Source organism: Streptomyces genisteinicus, assembly GCF_014489615.1.
Classification (GTDB): Bacteria; Actinomycetota; Actinomycetes; order Streptomycetales; family Streptomycetaceae; genus Streptomyces; species Streptomyces genisteinicus.
In genome coordinates this window covers 3,815,097-3,829,026 of record NZ_CP060825.1, presented here as the reverse complement: position 1 = coordinate 3,829,026, position 13,930 = coordinate 3,815,097, and the positions used below count along the sequence as shown (strand labels likewise).

Here is a 13,930-nt window from a genome sequence, read left to right as displayed (position 1 = left end):
CCGCCGCGGACCTGCCCCTCGGGGGCTTCCAGCGTGCCGCCTCCCACCTGCCCGCGCGAATCGATCTCCCGCCGCGCGCACCCGCCCCTCCCCCGCGCCCGCCCGGGCGACCGCGCCCCGCCGGAGAGCGCAGGTCACGAGCCGGATACAGAAGTTCACGGTACGGCGACAGCCGCGACCTCACGGCGGCGCTGTGCGAGGATCGGCCCGTGGATGAGCTGACACATGACGATCCGTCACATATCGGCCCCTACCGGCTCCTTGCCCGACTCGGAGCCGGTGGCATGGGCGAGGTCTACCTGGCCCGCTCGGCCGGCGGGCGTACCGTCGCCGTGAAACTCGTCCGCTCCGAGCTGGCCTCGGAGCCCGAGTTCCGCAGGCGGTTCGCCCAGGAGATCGCCTCCGCGCGGCGCGTGGGCGGCGAGTGGACCGCGCCTGTGCTGGACGCGGACACCGACGCGGCCTCGCCGTGGGTGGCCACCGGGTACGTGCCGGGCCCCTCGCTGCACGCGGTGATCGCGGGCCGCCCGGAGCCGCTGCCCGAGCGCTCCGTGCTCATCCTCGCCAACCGCCTCGCCCGGGCGCTCGTCGCCGTCCACGGCGCGGGACTGATCCACCGCGACCTCAAGCCCGCCAACATCCTCGTGACCATCGACGGTCCGCGGGTCATCGACTTCGGCATCGCCCGCGCGCTGGACGCGGTGACCGCCGACGGCAAACTGACCCGCACCGGCGCGGTGATCGGCTCCCCGGGCTACATGTCGCCCGAGCAGGTGCGCGGCGAGCCGCTGACGGCGGCGAGCGACGTGTTCTCGCTCGGTTCCGTGCTCGCCTTCGCCGCGACGAGGCGTCAGCCGTTCGGTTCGCCGGACAGCGGCATGCACGCGGTGATGTACCGGATCGCGCAGGAGCCGCCGGAGCTGTCGGGCCTGCCCGACGGCCTCTCGGAGCTGGTGGGCGCCTGCCTGGCGAAGGAGCCCGCCGACCGGCCGTCGCCGGCCGAGCTGGTGGAGCGGACCGCCGCAGTCGCCTCGGGCGCGGACGCCGACGCGGAACCGTGGCTGCCGTCCGGGCTGATCGCCGAACTGGGCCGTCAGGCAGCCCAGTTGCTGGACTCGGAGGCCCCCGGGACCAGGGTCGCGTTCCCCGCGCCGCCGGTGGCGCCACCCCTGCCCACGACCGTGCCCCGGTCGTCGGCTCCGGTGCCGCCCGGCTCGACGCCGCCCCCGCCGCTGTCCCCGCCCACGGCTCCGCCGGCGCCCGTGAACGCGCCGCCGGTCCCGGAGGCGGAGCCCACCCCGCCGCCGGAGGCGGCCCCGGCGCCCGCATCCGCGCCGGAGCCGGCCCCGGCGTCCGGCGCCGAGCCGCCGCAGACTCCCGCGTCCTCCCCCGCGGGGCAGGCCCCCGCCCCGGCGTCCGACCCGGCGCCTGCGCCCGCACCGGCCCCGGTCGCGGCGCCGCTGGGCGTCTTCGGCGATCCGCTGCCGACGGCGCCGACGCCGTCCCCCGCTCCGGCGCGCCGGCGGCGCACCGGAGTGGTGATCGGCGCGGTCGCCCTCGCGGTCGCCCTGATCGGCGGCGGCGCCACCTACGCCGCGATGACCCTCGGCGACGACGGGAAAGGCAGCAAGGACACGAGCGCCGGGGGCGCGAAGAACTCGAAGGAGCCCGTCGGCGGGGGCGGCGCAAAGCCCACCGGCGGGCCGACCGGCGGGGCGGTCACCTCTGCACCCGGTCCCGCGCCGTCGGCGTCCATCGGCGGATCGATCGCCGAGGAGTACCTGGGCACCTGGCAGGGCGAGGGCAGGAACGGCGACGGCGACGTCGTCTCGCTCCGGCGGATCACCATCTCCCAGGGCATCGAGGGCGAGGACGTCGCCACGACGTTCAACTCCTTCGAGTCCCAGCTGTGCACGGGCGCCGCGAAGCTGGTCTCGTTCGGCAACCTGATGGTCCTGGACTCGCGTTCGGTCACCAGCGTCCCGGAGGACGGCTGCAGCGACGGCGGCGAGCAGACGCTGCGGCTGCGCGACGACGGCTCGCTGACCTGGACCAGCGGCGACGGCGACGAGACCGCGATCCTCAAGCGGACCGAGCCGTCCGACACCCCGGTCCCCGCCGAGTTCCTCGGCACCTGGAAGCGCCAGGGCATGGAGAGCGGCACCTCCATGACCCTGCGCCTGGAGCAGGGGCCGTACGGCGAGGTGGTGGCCAGGTGGACCGGCGACGGCCCGGCCTACCACTGCGAGTGGGAGAGCATCCTCGCGGACGCGAACAGCACCTCGGTGCGTCTCGGGCCGTCGATCGTGACGGTCGCCGAGCCGGAGGACCAGTGCGAGAAGGGCGTGACGGAGACGATCCGGCTGAAGAGCACGGACGAGGCCGTCATCGCCCAGGTCGGCAGCGACGACCCGCCCGCCGCCTTCCGCCGCGCGGAGTGACCCGCCGCCCGCCGGGCAGCTGTCCGGCGGGCGACGGCGAACGGGGCGCCCCGCTGCGGTTCCGCCACCTGCGGGCCGGCGGGGCCCGCAGGCGGCAGACCTCCGGCGCCACGGACCCGAAGCCCCCGCAGGCCTACAGACCTACAGGAACGAGTTGATCTCGATCGTCTCGGTCCGGCCCGGACCGACGCCGATCGCCGAGATCGGCGCGCCGGACATCTCCTCCAGCGCCTTCACGTAGGCCTGCGCGTTCTTCGGCAGGTCGGCGAAGGTCTTGGCCTTGGTGATGTCCTCGGACCAGCCCGGCAGGGTCTCGTAGATCGGCTTCGCGTGGTGGAAGTCGGTCTGCGAGTAGGGAAGTTCCTCGACCCGCTTGCCGTCGATCTCGTAGGCGACGCAGACCGGGATCTGCTCCCAGCCGGTCAGCACGTCCAGCTTGGTGAGGAAGAAGTCGGTCAGGCCGTTGACCCGGGTCGCGTAGCGGGCGATGACCGCGTCGAACCAGCCGCAGCGGCGGTCACGGCCGGTGGTCACACCGCGCTCGCCGCCGATGCGGCGCAGCGCCTCGCCGTCCTCGTCGAAGAGCTCGGTCGGGAACGGGCCCGCGCCGACACGGGTGGTGTACGCCTTGAGGATGCCGATGACCCGGCTGATCTTCGTCGGGCCCACGCCCGCGCCCGTGCAGGCGCCGCCCGCGGTCGGGTTGCTGGACGTGACGAAGGGGTACGTGCCGTGGTCGACGTCGAGGAGCGTGCCCTGGCCGCCCTCGAAGAGGACGACCTTGCCCGCGTCGATGGCGTCGTTGAGGATCAGCGTGGTGTCCGCGACGTACGGCCTGAGCGCGTCCGCGAACTGGAGCATCTCCTCGACGATCTTCGCCGGCTCGATGGCGCGCCGGTTGAAGACCTTGGCGAGCAGCTGGTTCTTGGACTCCAGCGCCGCCTCGACCTTCTGCTCCAGGATCGACTCGTCGTAGAGGTCCTGGACGCGGATGCCGGTGCGGTTGATCTTGTCGGCGTAGGTCGGGCCGATGCCGCGGCCGGTGGTGCCGATCTTGCGCTTCCCGAGGAACCGTTCCGTCACCTTGTCGACGGTGACGTTGTACGGGGTGATCAGATGCGCGTTACCGCTGATCAGCAGCTTGGACGTGTCCACACCGCGGTCGTTCAGCCCGCTCAGCTCGGAGAGCAGGACCGCGGGGTCGACGACAACGCCGTTGCCGATGACCGGAGTACATCCGGGCGAGAGGATTCCGGAAGGGAGGAGATGCAGCGCATACTTCTGGTCACCGACGACCACCGTGTGGCCCGCGTTGTTGCCACCCTGATAGCGCACCACATAGTCCACGGATCCACCGAGGAGGTCGGTGGCCTTTCCCTTGCCCTCGTCACCCCACTGAGCACCGAGCAGCACAAGTGCGGGCACAGGCGTACACCCCTTCCGGGCGGGGCAAGACGAAGGTCAGGGGCCTGAGCCGTGCCTGAGTCTTCGGACCGGTTGCCCCGGAATAGACGAAGCCCCTGGCGCAATAGCGCAAGGGGCTCTTGCACAAAGATGCTACCCGAGGAAGGACCGAGGTGTCGGATCACGACCAGCTGCTGGTGGTCATCGACCCGGTCGCCCGCCGAATGGACGGCGAATCCGTGCGTATCGCGAAGGATGTGCTGCGTGGCGGGTCGGAGGCGAAAATCTGTCTCCCCGACGGTCCGGAAGAATTCGCCCGGGCACTCGCCCGGCGCGGCTCCAGGAGGCCCGTGGTCGTCGGCGACGACCGCGCGCTGCTGCGCGCGGTGGGCCTGCTCCACCGCGACCGCTGGCTCGGCGACGGCGCCCTCTCCCTGGTCCCGGTGGGCACCTCGGTGCAGCTGGCGCACTCCCTCGGCGTGCCCGCCGGCGCCGTCGCGGCGGCCCGCGCGGTGCTCGACGGGGCCGTGCGGCGGCTCGACCTGCTCGTCGACGAGTCCGACGGCGTCGTCCTGGGCGGTCTGACGATCCCGGCGCTCCGCTCGGCCGCCCGCGCCGAGGCCTCGGTGTGGCACGCCGCCCGCTCCCTGGTCCGCACCCTGGTCGGACCCGCCCCGCCCGCCGCGGCCCCGCGCCACCACCGCCTGCGGGTGGAGGCGGACGGCGTGGTGCTCGCGGACCTGGACGAGCCGGTGGAGGCCGTGACGGTCAGGGCCGGTCCGGACGGCCGCGCGGCGGTCGTCGTCCGCCGCCGCGCCGCACCGGCCCCGCTCCGGGCGGACGCGCTCTCGGTCACGGTCTCGGGCCCCGACTTCCGCTACCGCGCCGACACCCACGTCACCGGCCCGGTCCGCACCCGCACCTGGACCGTCCGCCCCGGCGCCTGGGGGCTGACCCTGCCCGCGGCGTAGCCCGGTCCGCCGGGTTCCGCCGCGGGGCCGTCTCCCGGGGAACCGGGGCGGCTCAGCCGTCCGCCCGCGCGGCCTTGAGCGCGCGCCGGCGGTCCGCGGCCCTGCGCGCCCGCCGCTGGTCCGTCACGGCCGGCAGCTCCTGCCGGACGAACGCGAGGAACTCCGCGCTCTCCGTCATGCGGCCCCCGCCGGGGTCCCTCTGCCGAGCAGGCCGGCACCGGCGCGCAGCACCGGGGCAGGCCGGCGACCGGGCCCTGGCGGAACGGCCGCGGCGACGGCGCACGGGAAGCGCGGCGTCCCGCCCGCCATACGGCCCGGCACGGGAACCGGAGCGCGGCGCCGGACGTCGTGATCATCATGGACCGCTCCACCCGCACCGGCTGCCTCGGCCTCGCGCTCGCCCTGCTCGGCGCCTGCGCCGCCGTGCTGAGCTGGGCCCCGCTCGCCCGCGTCAGCGTGCACGGCGGCTTCGAGCAGCAGCACCGGGACCTGAGCGTGCTCTGGATCGACCTGCCGCTCGTCGCGCTCGGCGGGGCCCTGGTGCCGCTCGCCGTCTGGCTGCTGGTGATCCGGGCCGCCAAGCGGGCGCTGCCCGCGCTGCTGGCCGCCGTGGCCGCCGGAGCCCTCGGCGTGTGGGGGCTGACCAGCTGGTGGGAGCCGTACGAACGGCCCGAGTTCCCGTACATGGACACCGGGCTCGCCCGCACCGGCCCCGGGGCCTGAGCCCGGCGGTCACACCTCGACGGCCAGCTCCTCCAGCCCGCGGATCACGAAGCCCGGCTTCCACTCCGGTTCGCGCACGAGCCGCAGCCCCGGCGCCCTGCGCAGCAGTTCCCCGAAGGACGCCGCCAGCTCCAGACGGGCGAGCGGAGCGCCCAGGCAGTAGTGGATGCCCGCCCCGAAGCTGATGTGCGGGTTGTCGGAGCGGGACAGGTCCAGTTCGTCGGGCCGGTCGAAGCGGGCCCCGTCGCGGTTGGCGGAGCCGAAGAGCAGCGCGAGTTCGCTGCCGCGCGGCACGAGCGTGCCGTCGATCTCGATGTCGTCGAGGACCCAGCGCTCGAAGAGCTGGAGCGGGGTGTCGAACCGCATCAGCTCCTCCAGGGCCGTGGGCAGCAGCGCCGGGTCCGCGCGCAGCGCCGCCAGCTGATCCGGGTGGCGGAAGAGCGTCCACCAGCCGTTCGCGGTGGTGTTCACCGTCGCCTCGTGGCCGGCGTTGAGCAGCAGGACGCAGGTGGAGATCATCTCCTGCTCGCTGAGCCGGTCCTCCTCCTCGTGCGCGAGGATCAGCGCGGAGACCAGGTCGTCGCCCGGCGCGGTGCGCCGCTCGGCGATCAGCTCCCGCAGGTACGCGCTGAACTCCAGCGACGCCCGGACGGCCCGCCGCGCGGTCTCCTCGGAGGGACGGAGCTCGTACATTCCGCAGATGTCGGCCGACCAGGGCCGCAGCAGCGGCCGGTCGGACTCCGGCACACCGAGCATCTCCGCGATCACGGCGACCGGCAGCGGCTCGGCCACCGCCGCGACCAGGTCGCCGCCGCCCGCGTCCACGAGATCCCCGACCAGTTCCGCGGCGAGCCGCCGCACCACCGGTTCCAGCCGCTGCACGGTGCGCGGTGTGAACGCCTTGGTCACCAGGCGGCGGATCCGGGTGTGGTCGGGGGCCTCCAGGTCGAGCAGCCCGTGGTCGTTGAGGGTGTGGAACGGCTCGTGCTCCCCCGGCGGCGGCGTCCTCCCGAACTCCTCGTGCCCGAAACGGTGCAGGTAGGTCCGCCCCAGCCGGCGGTCCCGCAGCAGCGCGGAGACGTCCGCGTGGCCCGGCACGAGGTACTGCCGCGTCGGCTCGTAGCGGTGGACGCGCCCCAGCGCCCGCAGCTCGGCGAAGTCCGGGTAGGGGTCGGCGGCGAAGTCCGGGTCGTCGGGCCGGAAGAGGCGGAGGGCTGCGTCGTTCATACCGGGACGCTAACCCCGTCCGGCGACCGCGGGACAGCCCTCACGCCGGGGTGACCAGCCGCGCCTCGTACGCGAAGACCGCAGCCTGGGTGCGGTCCCGCAGCCCGAGCTTCACCAGCACCCGGCTGACGTGCGTCTTGATCGTGGACTCGGCGACCACCAGGTGGGAGGCGATCTCCGCGTTCGACAGGCCCTGCGCGATCAGCACCAGGACCTCGGTCTCGCGCTCGGTCAGATCCCCGACCTGCGTCATGGCGGCGGGCCGCGGAGTCTCGGAGAGCTTGGAGAACTCGGTGATCAGCCGGCGGGTGACCGTCGGCGCCAGCAGCGCCTCGCCGGCCGCGACGACCCGCACGCCCTCCGCGAGCTGACGGGCCGAGGCGTCCTTCAGCAGGAAGCCCGAGGCCCCGGCGCGCAGCGCCTGGTACACGTACTCGTCCAGGTCGAACGTGGTGAGCACCAGCACCTTCGCGCCGCTGTCGGCGGCGACGATCTCCCGGGTGGCGTCGATGCCGTTCAGCTCCGGCATGCGGATGTCCATGAGCACGACGTCGGGCGCCAGCTCGGCGACCCGGGAGACGGCCTGGCGGCCGTTGACGGCCTCGCCCACCACCTCGATGTCGGGCATGGCGTTCAGCAGCACCGAGAATCCCTCGCGGACCATGGCCTGGTCGTCGACGATGAGGACGCGGATCGTCATGAGGTCTCCTCGGTGGCGGGGGCCGGGGCGACGGGGATGAAGGCGGTCACCTCGTACCCTCCCTCGGCGGTGGGCTCGGCGGTCATCACACCGTTCAGCATGGTCACCCGCTCGCGCATGCCCGTGATGCCGTGGCCGGCGCCCGGCGAGGGCTTCACCAGGTCGCGGGGCGCGGTGTTCACCACGCGCAGGCCGATGCCGCCCAGCACGTACGACACCTCGACCCGCGCCGTCGAGCCCGGGGCGTGGCGGAGCGCGTTGCTCAGCGCCTCCTGGATGATCCGGTAGGCCGACAGCTCCACCCCCTGGGGCAGCTCGCGCACCGCGCCGGTGACCGCCTTCTCGGTCTCCAGCCCGGCGTCGCGGACGTTGGCGAGCAGGTTGTCCAGGTCGCTGAGCATCGGCTGCGGGGCGTCCGGCGCCTGGTAGTCCTCGGCACGGACGACGCCGAGGATGCGGCGCAGCTCGGTCAGCGCGGCGACCGCGTTCTCCCGGATCGTGGCGAACGCCTTCTCCAGCTCCTCCGGCGGGTTCTCCACGCGGTAGGGCGCCGCCTCGGCCTGGATGGCGACGACCGACATGTGGTGGGCGACGACGTCGTGCAGCTCGCGGGCGATGTTGGTGCGCTCCTCCAGCAGCGTGCGGCGCCCGCGCTCGGTCGCGGTGACCGTCTGCTGGGCCTCGACCTCCTGCCGGGCGTCCCGCCGGATCAGGACCATGCTGACGACCAGCAGCGCGACGGCGGAGAGGAAGAGCATCGCGGGGGCGTTGGTGCCGTAGCCGCGGCTGAGGAAGGTGCTGGTGAACATGGAGTACGCGGCCGTCAGGGCCCACATCCAGGCCGCCGTGCGGGGCCGGGTGCGCAGGGCGACGACGGTCATCACCGTGAGGTGCGCGAGGAAGCCGCCCGGCGACCACGGCCACTCGCCCCAGGCCCCGCTCAGCACGGCGACGAAGGGCGTGCTGAGGAGCGAGAACCAGAACGCGCCGACCGGCCTGATCAGGGTCATCGCGACGGTGCCGGCGGGCACGAGGCCGAGGAGCAGCGCGTCGAAGTCCCCGCCGTCCGAGGCGGACGCGAGGAACAGCGAGCAGAAGGCGAGGAAGAGCACGGTGGCGTGCGGAAGCCACACCGCGCGGCGGCGTATCCGCTCACCGGGCAGCCTGCGCACCAGCCCGCTGTCGGCGGACAGCGGCGGCAGCGGGCGGTAGGCGAACGCGTCGTGGAACAGGTCCTGGCGGAGGCCGCTGAGCGCGCCCTGGGCCAGGCGGTACTCGGGGCTGCGAGTCTTCTCGGTCACGTATCGACGGTAAGCGGCCCGGCGGGCGGGGTCGTCACCTTCGGTACGGATCCTTCGGCATCCGCCTTGAGGACTACCAGGTGGGACGGGGTGGGGGCCGGGCCCGCCCCACTCCCCGGGGGCGGGGCCCGGGGAGTGGGGCGCGAACGGGCCCGGAACCGCCGTGACCACCCGGGCCCCGGGCACACGCCCCCCGCCGCCCCTGAACCGCCCCGGCCACGCGCCCCGTCCGGCCCCCCGCGGCCCCCCGCGCAGGAGCCCTCCCGCGCCCGGTCCGCGCTACGCGCGGAACGCGTCCGCGTGCTCGCGCGCCCAGGCGTCGAAGCTCCGCGCGGGGCGGCCGGTGACCTTCTCGACGGTGCCGGAGACGGTGCGGCCGACGAGCGGGGTGTTCTTGTACACGTCCAGCAGGAACGCGATCGTGGCCTCGTCGGCCCCCGCCGCCGTCCACTCCTCCAGTGCCTCGTCCTCGCTCAGCTCCACCAGCCGGATGTCCCGGCCCCGGGCGTCGGCGAGCACCCGGACCCGCTCCCGCAGCGTCAGCACCTGCGGCCCCGTGATGACGTACGCCTGCTCCTCGTGGCCGTCCTCGGTGAGCGCCACCGCCGCGACCGCGCCGATGTCCGCCTCGTGGACGAGGGCGCTCAGCCGGCCGGCGAACGGTGCCCGCACCTCGTCGGCGGTGCGGACGCCGTCCGCCCACTCGTGGGTGTTGCCCATGAACTCGACGGGCATCAGCACCGTCCACGGGATGCCGCCCGCCCGTACCGCGTCCTCCACGGGGGTGTCCCCGCCGCCGTTCAGCACGGTCACCCGGCGCACCCCGGCGGCCCGGGCGAGTTCGAGGATGCGGGGGCCGGTCTCCAGCGGGGCGAACGCGCCCCCGTCGAAGGTGATCAGGTGGAGACCGGTGACGCCCTCCAGCGCGGACTCCAGGGTCTCCGGTGCGGAGAGGTCCCCGCCGACGGCCTCGACGCCCTCCGGGAAGCGGGCCGCCGCCGGGTCGCGGGTCAGGGCGCGGACCGTGTGTCCGCGCCGCAGGAGTTCGGCCACCACCTCGCGGCCGACGGTGCCGGTCGCTCCGGTGACGAGAAGGGTGGAAGGGTGCTCGCTCTGTGTCATGGGGCCCACCGTAGGAAGGCTTGCGGTCAGTTCGTGTCCGCGATCCGGTGGGCGCCGCGCCTTTCCTACCAGGCGAGTTGGGCGATCTCCTCGGCGACCACGGCGCAGGCGTCGGCGGCCGGGTCGATCAGCGGGAAGTGGCCGACCTCCTCCAGCAGCGTCAGCCCGACGGTCTCGCCCGCCAGGGCCGCGGCGTCGACGTAGGCCTCGCCGACGGTCTGCGGCACGACGATGTCGCAGCGTCCCTGCACCACGACGGTGGCGATGCCGGTGGGCAGCAGGCCGGCCGGGTCGGTGTGCGCCGCCCGCTCCTCGTACGCCTCGGCGCCGAGCAGCTGGCGGACCGCGCCGCCGCACACGTCGAGCCCGACGGCGGTCCCGAAGTCCGCGATCGGGGCGAGCGCGACGACACCGCGCAGGGCCGGCGGCGCGGGGAGCCGCCACGGCGAACCGGGCGGCAGCACGTGCCGGGCCGCGGCCCACAGGGCGAGGTGCCCGCCGGCGGAGTGGCCGGTGACGACCGTGCGCCGCGGGTCCACCTGCGGGAGGGCCTTCGCCGCGAGCTCGGGCAGCGCGTCCATCACGGCGGCGACGTCGTCGAACGTGTCGGGCCAGCGGCCGGCGACCGGCCCGGTCCCGCGCTGGTTCGGGATCTCCCGGCCGCGCCGGTACTCGACGTTGGCGACCGCGAGCCCCCGCCGGGCGAGGAAGTCGGCGAACGGGGTCACGTGCCGCCGGTCGTACGGCGCCCGCCAGGCGCCCCCGTGCAGCACCACGACGAGCGGCACGCCCATCCGCCCGCCGTGGGGGGCGTAGAAGTCGACGAGCTGATCGGGGTGGTCGCCGTAGGGCAGCGTGACGTCCGGTGCGACGGCAGGGTGCGAGAACGCCGACTCTTCCTCGGCGGCGTCCCGGGCGACGGGGTCCGGCATGTGGTGCTCCAACAGTCCCGCAAGGCCGATGTGTTCGCTGTGATCAGCGCGGACGCTACCACCCGCGTGGGCGGGGCGGTGTCAGTCCGTCCGCTGCCCGCCGTCACGCCCACCCGGGCGGCGCCCGGCGACGAACAAACCCATGCCCGGGGGGTCGTGACGACGAGCCCTCCCCGGGGTCGCGTTCGAGCGCACGCAGGACGCGCAGGACGGTACGCAGCGCTCCCCGTCCGGAGGGGGATGCGCACGCACGGGGACGGACATACACAGGCCGGTACGTGCAGGCCGCCGCAGGCGATCGAACCCCCGGCCGCGAGTCCGGACCCCCGGGCAAGGTGTCCGGACCTCCCGGCGCACGGCCACGCTCCGCGTGACGGCACCCCGTCCGGGGGCTCGGCGCCCCCGGACGGGGCCCGGTCAGTCGCGGGGCTGCTCGGACAGCACCTCCGCCAGCACCCGCGCCGCGCGCTCCGCGTCCGCGAAGCCCACGTACAGCGGGGTGAAGCCGAAGCGCAGCACGTCCGGGCGGCGCAGGTCGCCGATGACGCCGCGGGCGATGAGCTCGTCCATGACGCGCGGCGCCTCGTCGCACCGCAGCGCGATCTGGCTGCCGCGTTCGGCGTGCGCGGCCGGGGTCAGGGACGTCACCCGTCCCTCGGGCACGTACGCCGCGACGCACTCCAGGAAGAAGTCCGTCAGGGCGAGGCTCTTGGCGCGCACCGTGTCGATCGAAACGCCGTCCCAGACGTCGAGCGCCGCCTCCAGCGCCAGCATCGACAGGATGTCGGGCGTGCCCACCCGGCCGCGGACCGCTCCGCCCGCGGGCGTGTACGCGTGACTCATCGCGAACGGGTCCTCGTGCGAGGTCCATCCCGGCAGCGGGGAGTCGAACGCGGCCTGGTGACGCTGCGCCACGTACAGGTAGGCGGGCGAACCGGGGCCGCCGTTGAGGTACTTGTAGGTGCAGCCGACCGCGAGGTCCACGCCGTGGGCGTCCAGCCCGACGGGCAGGGCGCCCGCGCTGTGGCAGAGGTCCCAGACGGCGAGCGCCCCGGCCTCGTGGACGGCGGCCGTGAGCGACGGGAGGTCGTGCAGGCGGCCGGACCGGTAGTCGACGTGGTTGAGCAGGACCGCGGCGGTCGCCGGGCCGAGCGCGCCGGCCAGCTCCCCGGGTGCCACGGGCACGATCCGGCGGCCCGTCATCCGGGCCGCGGACTCGGCGATGTAGCCGTCCGTGGGGAACGTCGTGGCGTCCACCAGCACGTCCGTGCGCGCCGGGTCCGGGTTCAGCCGCACCGCGCCGACGACCGCCTTGAAGACGTTGACGCTGGTGGAGTCGCCGACCACGATCCGGCCGGGTGCGGCGCCGACCAGCGGCGCGATGCGGTCGCCGATCCGCTCGGGCGCGGTCCACCAGTCGCCCTCGGTCCAGGAGCGGATGCGCAGCTGCCCCCACTGGCGGGTGACCACGTCCGCGATCCGGTCGGGCACGTGCGCGGGCAGCGCGCCCAGCGAGTTGCCGTCGAGGTAGACGGCGTCGTCCAGCGCGAACAGCTTGCGCGCACCGGCCAGTTCGTCTGCGGCGTCCAGCGCCGCGGCCCTCGGGGCCAGGGACTCAGACATGGCTGCGGGCCGTCCACAGCTCGGGGAAGACGTTCTTGCGGGCGCGCTTCTCCAGCCAGGAGACCCCCGCGGAGCCACCGGTGCCGACCTTCGAGCCCATCGCGCGCCGGGTCGCCACCAGATGGTCGTTGCGCCATCGCCAGACCAGTTCGCCGACGTCGGTGAGCGCCTCGGCGAGCCGCATCAGCTCGGTGTCCTGCTCCTCGGCCCCGTACAGCTCGGCCCAGACCCGTTCGATCCGCTCCGACGGCTCGTACTTCTGCGACAGGTCCCGCTCCAGCACCTCGGCGGGGACGGCGTAGCCGCGGCGGGCGAGCAGCCGCAGCACCTCGTCGTAGAGGCTCGGCTCGTGGAGCGCCTTCTCCAGCTCCGCGTGCACCCGGGGCGCACCGCGGTGCGGGACCAGCATCGACGCCGACTTCTCGCCGAGGAGGAACTCCATGCGCCGGTACATCGCCGACTGGAAGCCGCTGCCCTCGCCGAGGGCGCTGCGGTAGGAGTTGAACTGGGCGGGGGTGAGGTTGGCGAGCGGCCGCCAGGAGGCGTTCAGCGCCTCCAGTTCGCGCGCGGACCGCTTGAGCGCGTCCATCGCGACGGGTATGTCGTCCTGCCGCAGGGCGTGGGCCGCGGTCTCCCACTCGTGCACGACGACGGTGAACCACAGCTCCATCACCTGGGTCGTGACCAGGAAGACCATCTCGCCGGGGTCGTCCGACAGAGGATGCTGCAAATGGGTGAGCACGTCCGCCTGGACGTAGTCCTCGTACGGAGTGGTGCCCGCGAAATCAAGATTCGGGGCGGCGTCATGTGACATCGCTGTCTCCTCGACGATCCGGGTAGCGGTCCGCCCCTTCCTGATGCGGGTGGGCCCCGGTCCCCATCCGCATCATAGGACCATGTGCGCGCGGGCTGCCCTGTGGGGACGGTTCCCCTCCGCCGGGCCGCACCGGGCCCGCGGGGACCGCCCCGACACCGCTGACCTGGCCCGGGACCGCCCCGGCGGCGGCGCGCACCGCCCCGGCGGCGGGCCCGTCCCCGGCGGGGGGACGGGCCCGCCGCCGGGCCGGACCGTCAGCCGAGGGTGTCCGCCGCCGTCTCGGACGAGTCGCGGAGGAACTGCGCGCAGCGCTCGTACTCGGCCTGCTCCCCGATGGCCTGTGCGGCCCGTGCCAGGGCGTGCAGGGCGCGGAGGAAGCCGCGGTTGGGCTCGTGCTCCCAGGGCACCGGGCCGTGGCCCTTCCAGCCGCTGCGGCGCAGCGCGTCCAGGCCGCGGTGGTAGCCGGTCCGGGCGTACGCGTACGACTCGACGACGCTGCCCCGCTCGAAGGCGTCGTCGGCGAGCCGCGCCCAGGCCAGGGAACTGGTGGGGTACTTCGCCGCCACATCGGCGGGCGTGCTGCCGCCCGCGAGCAGCTCACGCGGCTCGGGCTCGTCGGGCAGATGGGTCGGGGGCGGTCCCCCGAGCAGGTTTTCGTGGATGGCCATG

13 protein-coding genes are annotated in these 13,930 nt (G+C 74.4%); 3 read left to right on the top strand and 10 right to left on the bottom strand.

The window, feature by feature from the left end:
• The first annotated feature begins 209 nt into the window (after positions 1-209).
• Positions 210-2,441 (top strand): serine/threonine-protein kinase, encoded by a 2,232-nt coding sequence (locus IAG43_RS34985; RefSeq protein WP_187741511.1) that lies wholly within the window; start codon positions 210-212, stop codon positions 2,439-2,441.
• A 141-nt stretch (positions 2,442-2,582) separates the two neighbouring features.
• On the opposite strand, the gene IAG43_RS16630 is transcribed toward IAG43_RS34985, so the two are convergent.
• Positions 2,583-3,866, bottom strand: a complete 1,284-nt coding sequence (locus IAG43_RS16630) for an adenylosuccinate synthase (protein ID WP_187741510.1) — start codon at positions 3,864-3,866, stop codon at positions 2,583-2,585.
• A gap of 203 nt (positions 3,867-4,069) precedes the next feature.
• Between IAG43_RS16630 and IAG43_RS16625 the strand changes: the two genes are divergently transcribed.
• A complete protein-coding gene (locus IAG43_RS16625; RefSeq protein WP_425508646.1) occupies positions 4,070-4,816 on the top strand; it encodes a diacylglycerol kinase in 747 nt (248 codons plus the stop codon).
• A gap of 52 nt (positions 4,817-4,868) precedes the next feature.
• Here the strand turns inward: IAG43_RS16625 and IAG43_RS34980 are convergent, their stop codons facing one another.
• Positions 4,869-4,994, bottom strand: coding sequence for a hypothetical protein (locus IAG43_RS34980; protein ID WP_281403967.1), 126 nt, complete (start codon positions 4,992-4,994; stop codon positions 4,869-4,871).
• Positions 4,995-5,173: 179 nt separating this feature from the next.
• On the opposite strand from IAG43_RS34980, the gene IAG43_RS16620 reads away from it, so the two are divergent.
• Entirely contained in the window at positions 5,174-5,539 is a 366-nt protein-coding gene (locus IAG43_RS16620) for a hypothetical protein (RefSeq protein WP_187741508.1), read from the top strand.
• A gap of 9 nt (positions 5,540-5,548) precedes the next feature.
• On the opposite strand, the gene IAG43_RS16615 is transcribed toward IAG43_RS16620, so the two are convergent.
• From IAG43_RS16615 to IAG43_RS16580, 8 genes are all read right to left on the bottom strand, one after another.
• The gene (locus IAG43_RS16615) at positions 5,549-6,766 is read right to left on the bottom strand and encodes a cytochrome P450 (protein WP_187741507.1); all 1,218 of its coding nucleotides are present in this window, start codon (positions 6,764-6,766) and stop codon (positions 5,549-5,551) included.
• Positions 6,767-6,806: 40 nt separating this feature from the next.
• Entirely contained in the window at positions 6,807-7,466 is a 660-nt protein-coding gene (locus IAG43_RS16610; RefSeq protein ID WP_187741506.1) for a response regulator, read from the bottom strand.
• Positions 7,463-8,767, bottom strand: coding sequence for a sensor histidine kinase (locus IAG43_RS16605; RefSeq protein ID WP_187741505.1), 1,305 nt, complete (start codon positions 8,765-8,767; stop codon positions 7,463-7,465). Before IAG43_RS16605 ends, IAG43_RS16610 begins: the two co-directional genes overlap by 4 nt.
• A 279-nt stretch (positions 8,768-9,046) precedes the next feature.
• A complete protein-coding gene (locus tag IAG43_RS16600) occupies positions 9,047-9,889 on the bottom strand; it encodes an NmrA family NAD(P)-binding protein (protein WP_187741504.1) in 843 nt (280 codons plus the stop codon).
• A 65-nt stretch (positions 9,890-9,954) separates the two neighbouring features.
• Complete coding sequence (locus IAG43_RS16595) at positions 9,955-10,821, bottom strand: alpha/beta hydrolase (protein ID WP_187741503.1); 867 nt, start codon at positions 10,819-10,821, stop codon at positions 9,955-9,957.
• Between the two features lie 417 nt (positions 10,822-11,238).
• The gene (gene kynU, locus IAG43_RS16590; RefSeq protein WP_187741502.1) at positions 11,239-12,444 is read right to left on the bottom strand and encodes a kynureninase; all 1,206 of its coding nucleotides are present in this window, start codon (positions 12,442-12,444) and stop codon (positions 11,239-11,241) included.
• Complete coding sequence (kynA, locus tag IAG43_RS16585) at positions 12,437-13,258, bottom strand: tryptophan 2,3-dioxygenase (RefSeq protein ID WP_187741501.1); 822 nt, start codon at positions 13,256-13,258, stop codon at positions 12,437-12,439. Before kynA ends, kynU begins: the two co-directional genes overlap by 8 nt.
• 257 nt (positions 13,259-13,515) lie before the next feature.
• The gene (locus tag IAG43_RS16580) at positions 13,516-13,929 is read right to left on the bottom strand and encodes a DUF3151 domain-containing protein (RefSeq protein WP_187741500.1); all 414 of its coding nucleotides are present in this window, start codon (positions 13,927-13,929) and stop codon (positions 13,516-13,518) included.
• Position 13,930: the final 1 nt, after the last annotated feature.